Genomic DNA, 6856 nt, shown 5'->3' on the forward strand with positions numbered 1-6856 from the left:
TACGCCTACTGACATTCATCTCCCACCTAAAATTGGTGTTTCACACCTTCACATTTTTGAGGAAGGAGTCTTCTGTCAGAAAACGATAAACTTCTGATAACGGAATCTATGTTAACAAAAGGTGTTTTCACGTATAGAAGACACCTTTTTAGTCTACAACTATTTTTTAACAGTCTAATACTTTTTTCTATAGTCTAAAACATTTTTTAATGGGACAGCAGGACCTGATATTATCCCCTTAAGGTAGACAGTGTAAAAAGACCATGAATACACATGGATGTTACACTTTTACTTGGAGGGGATTTTATTATGGTTAAAAAATGGGATAAATTTCAAACTTATTCAGATAAATTAAAGATACAAGTTGTAAAAAGTTATTTAAATGGTGAGGATAGCCAATCAGCTATAGCGAAGAAATATAAGCTTAGAAGTAGAACACAGTTAATGAATTGGGTCCGGAAATATCAAAAAACAGGTGATATTTCAGACTTGCGGGGGCAAAAAATGGTGGTAATAACGGCTTAAAAAACCTCTTAAAAGGTCGTCCTCGTACGAAGTTCGATAGTATGGAAGAAGAATTGGAATACTACAAGGCGCAATACGAAGAATGATACTCAGTGAAAATGTATTGTTATCGAGAATGGCGTCTGTTTTTAATGCTGTTCTAATTAGTTGCACATATTTTGTCAGTATTGCTTTTGATCTTGGTTTAGTTATCACGATACTTCAAATGTTTCTTTCCATTTTAGTAACAGCGATTATTGTTATCGTGATCAGCATAACAGCAAGTTATCAGCTTATTAATACTGAGCCTGCTGAGGCACTAAGAAAGTAAAAAATTCATTAGGGGGTACCGCTACATGCCCAGCAAGCTAAAATTTTGAAATATCCCAAAAACGAAAATTTTATATCTCTACAGTTATTTATGGGGAATTCAGCTCGTTTTTTTGTTTTTGTAATAATTTATTACTTGTAAGGGGCTTATAAGGGACTATTCAGTGTGAATTGAGAAAATTTACCTACCATATAAAGTGATAAAGTGATAAAGTGTTAGTTACTGTGCATGTAATTATAAAAAAGAGAGCCTTCCCAAATGATGTTTGTAATAGTTTAGCTTATACGATTTTAGGAAATTAATATCATTTTATACCGCTATTATTTACCTAATTTCCAAGAAATAGAGGTGATTGTAGGTGACTAAACCTTTTAAAAAAAATAGTCGTTATATGGTTGGATTAGACGGCCTAAGGGGCCTAGCTATACTAGGTGTTATTTTGTATCATATTAATTTTAATTGGATGCCTGGAGGATTTTTAGGGGTTACTGTATTTTTTGTACTCTCAGGTTATTTAATTACAGATATTCTAGCGATGGAGTGGAAGAGAAATAAGAGAATTGATTTGAAGAAATTCTGGCTTAGTAGGGCAAGGAGATTGCTTCCAGCAATGTTTGTTATGCTCGTTATAACGTTGGCATGGATTACGATTTTTCATAGCTCTTTACTTGAAAAAATGCGTGGAGATTCATTAGCGGCGTTATTTTATGTTAGTAACTGGTGGTATATTTATCATAAATTATCTTATTTTGATAGCTTTGGTCAGCCTTCTCTGCTAAATCATTTTTGGTCGTTAGCTGTTGAGGAACAATTTTATGTGGTTTGGCCGTTCGTCATTAGTTTAGGATTTTATTACATAAAAAAACAATCAAGCGTGATCTTATTTATTTGTCTAGGAGCAATTGCATCTGCTTTAGCAATGGCAATCCTATATGAACCAGGCTCTGACCCAAGTAGAATTTATTACGGTACTGATACACGGGCTTTTTCTTTATTAATTGGAGCGGCACTTGCTTTAATTTGGCCAAGCAGTAGACTTGCGAATAAAATTATTCCGCAAGCACGTCTTATTCTTGATGTTATTGGGGGAGTTGCTCTTAGTATCATTCTCATTATGTTTTGGAAGACGAATCAATATGAGCCGTTTCTATACCGTGGGGGAATGGTCCTTTTATCAATTGCTACAGCCTTGTTAGTCGCTAACCTTGCGCATCCGGCTAGCAGAATCGCACTATTTTTGAGATTTAGACCACTGCGTTGGATGGGCGTGCGATCATATGGAATATATCTTTGGCATTATCCGATTATTACATTGACGACTCCGAAAGTAAATGCTGGAGAGTTTTCGATTACAAGAGCAATTCTTCAATTTCTCTTAATTATAGTTATTGCACAAATTTCGTGGAAGTTTATTGAAAATCCAATACGAAAAGGCGCATTGAAGAATATTCGGATTAAGAACTTGAAAATAAGAAACTTAACTGTAAGTGGTAAGTTAGCTTTAATATGTGCAGTATTTATTTCTTCAATAGCTACTTTTGGATTAACAACAGCTAGTAAAGCAAAGGAGAATCCTCCAAAAGATAAGGTGGAAGTGGTGCAAGAAGAGCAGGCTAAACATCCCGTTGCAGTTTGGGATAATCCAGCTAATGAACCACCTCAAAATAAAGAAGAACAAAAAGAAGTGATTCCCGCACAGCCTAAAGACCCTCTAACAGTTACAGCTGTAGGAGATTCAATCATGATTGATATTGCTCCGTATTTAAAAGATGCTTTTCCTAATATTAGGATTGATGCGGAAATAGGGCGGCAAATGTCCAAAGCAATCCCTACTGTGGAACAGCTAAAGAATGAGGGGAATTTAGGAAATCATGTCATTATTGGATTAGGTACAAATGGAGCCTTTACTAAGGAGCAATTAGCATCATTAATAAAAGTGATTGGGGATGAACGTAAAATTATATTAATTAATACGAGAGTACCACGTCCGTGGGAATCGTTGGTGAATGAGAAGTTAAAAGAAGCAGCATCAGCTTACAAAAATGTGGTGTTAGTCGATTGGTATGCAGCAAGTGCCGGAAATCAGGCATACTTTGAACCAGATGGCGTACATTTAACGAAAGCAGGTGCAGAAGCATATGCTGCCCTTGTAGCAAAAGCAGTGAATCAATAGAGAGTACGGAAACGATTCTGGTGAAAAGATTTACAAACCGTATTTACGAAATTCTAACAAAAGAAAATGAATTTAACGGATTACCAGAAAGAATTCTCCTTCCTCAAGCGTGCGCAGGGCGTAGCCCAACGATAGGTGGGAGATGAATTTCGGTTTGGCGTAGCCAAAAAGCACGTAACTGTTAGGATCAAAAGTATGGGTAGAAAATTATGGTGAAGCAATCGCTGGTGATACCGGTAGTGCCATTAAAGGTAATCGTATTGATGTTTTAGTAGGTTCAAAAAGTAAGGCCATGAATTGGGGAAGACAAACTGTTAAAGTAAAAGTTCTATGATAATTATGGTTACCTAAATAGAAGTCAGTTCTCTTTATTGAGACTGGCTTCTATTTTTAATGGTCATAATGCTCCGCAAAAATAAGTACTACTATCTACTTGTCATTTTACCTATAAGTTGGCCGCAGTTGGAAGCATAAGTTGGCCAGAAAACACTTATTTTTGTAGGTGATAATCTAATTATTCAACGGAATTGGAAGCATAAATTGGCCGTGAGTTAATTATTAACCCATAAGCTGGCCGTTAGTTTATGCGAAATTTTATACATATGGAGTAAAGGAAATAAAGACAATGCTTGCTTTTAACCACTAATATAATGAGATGAATAAGAAACTACATACGTAGGTGAAGAGGATGTTTCACAGAATGTTGATAAGTCGGGAATTATTGGTGAGGAGAACTTCTGATAATGATGTGTTATGTTAACCAAGCATGTATAGGATATACATAGGAAATAAGACTTCTCTATGCGAATCTATATAATTAGACAACCAAGTTAATTTAGCATGATATGACGTTTAAAGTAAAAATCAGAAAGGGTGGGGAATTTTCATGCAAATAATCCGACAATGGAACCAAGAAGATAGTAATTACATTAGACAGAAGGTTATAGAATATAATACTTCACAACTACCAGATGAAGTAAAATCTCCTTCTGAGAATGTAAGCCTTGTGGTAAGAGACGAAGAAGGGAACATAATAGGTGGTATAACAGGAACCATCTTTTGGCGTCACATGCATATTGATTATCTATGGGTAGATAATCAATTGCGCCATAAAGGATACGGAACTAAGTTACTACATAAAATGGAAGAGGTTGCAAAAGAGAAGAAATGTAGACTTATTATACTTGATACTTTCAGCTTCCAAGCTCCTGAATTTTACAAAAAACATGGCTATAAAGAATTTGGTCTCATTGAGGATCACCCAAAAGGATTCCGCCAACATTTTTTAGAAAAAAGATTGGAAGCATAACTTCTGATAACGAATTTCACGTCAACTAGTACCTCTTACGAGGGGCTAGTTGTTTTTTTGTTGTATGCATATTAGAAGCATAAGTTGACCAAAACGGCCATCTTATGCTTCTTGTTACACTACTGATGATGGAAAGTGATTAGTGATGTTGATGTTTATTACAAATTTGTAAGGTTATGTAATATAAATCGATAGAACTGGATGTTTGAATAAGATAACCTGATTAACGGATAGAAAATTCTGAAAAAAGGAGTAGGATGGATGAAGAAAAGTAAAAGAACTTCTAGTTTTCTTAAAAATGTTGTATGCATATTTATTTTCATATTCATTATGGGTGAATTGACTTCTACGAAAGTGGCAAGGGCAGAATCGAACATATTGGCTAATAGGAGCATAGAAAACTTTAAGAAAAAGATGGATGAACAAGTACCTAAATGGCTGGAAAACTATGATGTACCGGGGGTTGCAATAGGAGTTGTACATAATGGGCGTATTGCTTATACACTTAATTATGGTTATGCAGATAAAAAGAAGAGAAAAGAAGTGAATGATAATACTTTATTTCAGGCGGGTTCGGTGTCCAAAAGTCTTACTGCTTGGGGAGTTTTACATCTTGCAGACGAAGGACTTTTATCATTAGATGATCCGGTTGACAAGTATTTAAACAAATGGAAATTACCAAATTCGAAGTTCGATAATAATGAAGTCACGATAAGAAGATTACTAAGCCATACGGCAGGATTACCCACACATAAAGGGTATTTAGGAGTGGTACCTGGGGAACCGCTTGATTCTATTGAAGAGTCACTGTCTGGGAAAGGGTGGCATAATGATCCGGTTGAAATAATTAAGAAGCCTGGTTCAGAAGCGATATACTCTGGGATTGGCTATACGATTTTACAGCTTGTTATTGAAGAGGTGACTGGGATACCCTTTGACCGTTATATGGAGGAACAAATTTTGAAACCATTAGGGATGAAATCTAGCTCATTCCGACAAATCCCGGAGAACTCTAGTCTTTCGAAGGCGTATGGATACTTTGGACAGGAAATTCCGAATTATCAATATACAGAACAGGCTGCTGCAGGTCTCAAAACAAATGCTATGGATATGATGACTTTCATACTTGCAAGCATGGACACCAATGTTAATAAAGGTAAGGGGTATGGTGTCATCAAAAGTGAACGTGTGGAGGAAATGCAAAAGCCGGTATTAGACGAGACTGGTTTAGGTATATTTGAGAGTCAGTTATCGAATCAGTGGAAAATGATGTATCATTCTGGCGATAACCGAGGGTGGCATTCCTTTTATGGCTACATTCCGAATACAAAGGATGGATTGGTCATTCTCACAAATGGTGAAAATGGTAAAGACTTAAGACAGGATATTTACCATGAATGGATAAAACACGAGACTGGGAAGTTCCCTGAAAGTTACTTCTCCTTCGAAGAGCAAAGAAAAATCAACATTATTATATCCGTTGTTATTGGGGGAACACTTGGTATATACTTGCTACTATTTGTAATTAGATTGAACAAGGGGAAAAGAACTTTCATTTTGATGCACGAGAAAATGCCTTACATCAGAGTTGGAGTTAGAACGCTTCTACTTTTTAGTATTGCTCTGTACTTGTTTTGTCGCACCTACATGTGGAGTACTTTAAGCTTAAGTGTAAGCAATAGAATAAATATAATGCTCATAATGGCATGGATAATAGCGTTATTAATTACTGGATTCTTTCCAAAAAAACGAAGTAGCACAAATAAAACGTTAAAAGCTGAAGGTTATAAACCAAAAGGAAATTAAACGGATAATTTGTTTAGGCGCATAAAATAATAGTTAGGTTTAAATAGAGTACTAAATATAAGTGAATAGTAACGTACAAAAAGGGCTGCAAGTAATTAGCAATCCTTTTTGTATGTTAATTAAATAAAAGTTGGAATTACTGGATTGTTTTTAATTACCTAATTTATAAATCATTCATGTATAAGAGTTAATGATGAAATTAGAAATGGTATTTTAGCTTATATATGATTTGTTCTCATACTGTAGAGAAATTTTTCTCTACAGTATGTTTTTGCGTTTAAACGTTTTCGAGCGAGGGAATGGATATTTATCGATCTCCAGTTTGAGAGTTTTACGGACATTGCATGGAAGATGATAGTAATGGTTGTATAGGAATAGAATTTTTAAAAATTAAACTTTATTGTAAATCAGCAGTTGGAACTGGTAACTATCTACTGTTAGGAAGTTTAAAGGTAGCCGAGGACAAAGGGGAGGGGATTGTGACAAATAATTTGTACATTGTCAAATTGTTTATGCATTGTTGAATTAGTTGTGTATATTTTATACTACAGTATGGATAAAGAACGTTTCTTTATTCACTAAAATAACATTGGCATAGTTTTTGCTTGTTTGAACTACTCACCACTTAACATCCTCGCGGACTGTTTGAAGTGGGAGATTCCTAAGTACAGAAACCTAACGGTTTCTAATTCATTAGGCTATCCCCGTAGTTCCTACGGTTAAGAGACGAATT

The 6856-nt window shown here is 35.3% G+C and carries 5 protein-coding genes and 1 pseudogene; all 6 read left to right on the forward strand.

What is annotated here, in order from left to right:
* The first annotated feature begins 309 nt into the window (after window positions 1-309).
* The 6 genes and pseudogenes from MR065_RS26565 (at window position 310) to MR065_RS26590 (ending at window position 6123) form a co-directional block, all read left to right on the forward strand.
* Window positions 310-525 carry a transposase gene (locus tag MR065_RS26565; protein WP_242215682.1) on the forward strand — a complete coding sequence of 72 codons (216 nt, stop codon included), beginning with the start codon at window positions 310-312 and terminating at the stop codon, window positions 523-525.
* A gap of 82 nt (window positions 526-607) precedes the next feature.
* Window positions 608-835, forward strand: coding sequence for a hypothetical protein (locus MR065_RS26570; RefSeq protein ID WP_242215683.1), 228 nt, complete (start codon window positions 608-610; stop codon window positions 833-835).
* Window positions 836-1193: 358 nt separating this feature from the next.
* Window positions 1194-3008: an acyltransferase family protein gene (locus tag MR065_RS26575; RefSeq protein ID WP_242215684.1), complete on the forward strand. Its 1815-nt coding sequence runs from the start codon at window positions 1194-1196 to the stop codon at window positions 3006-3008.
* A gap of 181 nt (window positions 3009-3189) precedes the next feature.
* Window positions 3190-3342, forward strand: a pseudogene (locus MR065_RS26580) (3D domain-containing protein); the annotation flags it as partial.
* A 552-nt stretch (window positions 3343-3894) separates the two neighbouring features.
* On the forward strand, window positions 3895-4317 hold the full coding sequence (locus MR065_RS26585) for a GNAT family N-acetyltransferase (RefSeq protein ID WP_242215685.1): 423 nt from the start codon (window positions 3895-3897) through the stop codon (window positions 4315-4317).
* Between the two features lie 261 nt (window positions 4318-4578).
* Window positions 4579-6123, forward strand: a complete 1545-nt coding sequence (locus MR065_RS26590; protein WP_242215686.1) for a serine hydrolase domain-containing protein — start codon at window positions 4579-4581, stop codon at window positions 6121-6123.
* Window positions 6124-6856: the final 733 nt, after the last annotated feature.

The sequence above is a fragment of the Bacillus cereus group sp. BfR-BA-01383 genome (genome assembly GCF_022663495.1).
GTDB classification, from domain to species: Bacteria; Bacillota; Bacilli; order Bacillales; family Bacillaceae_G; genus Bacillus_A; species Bacillus_A cereus_AU.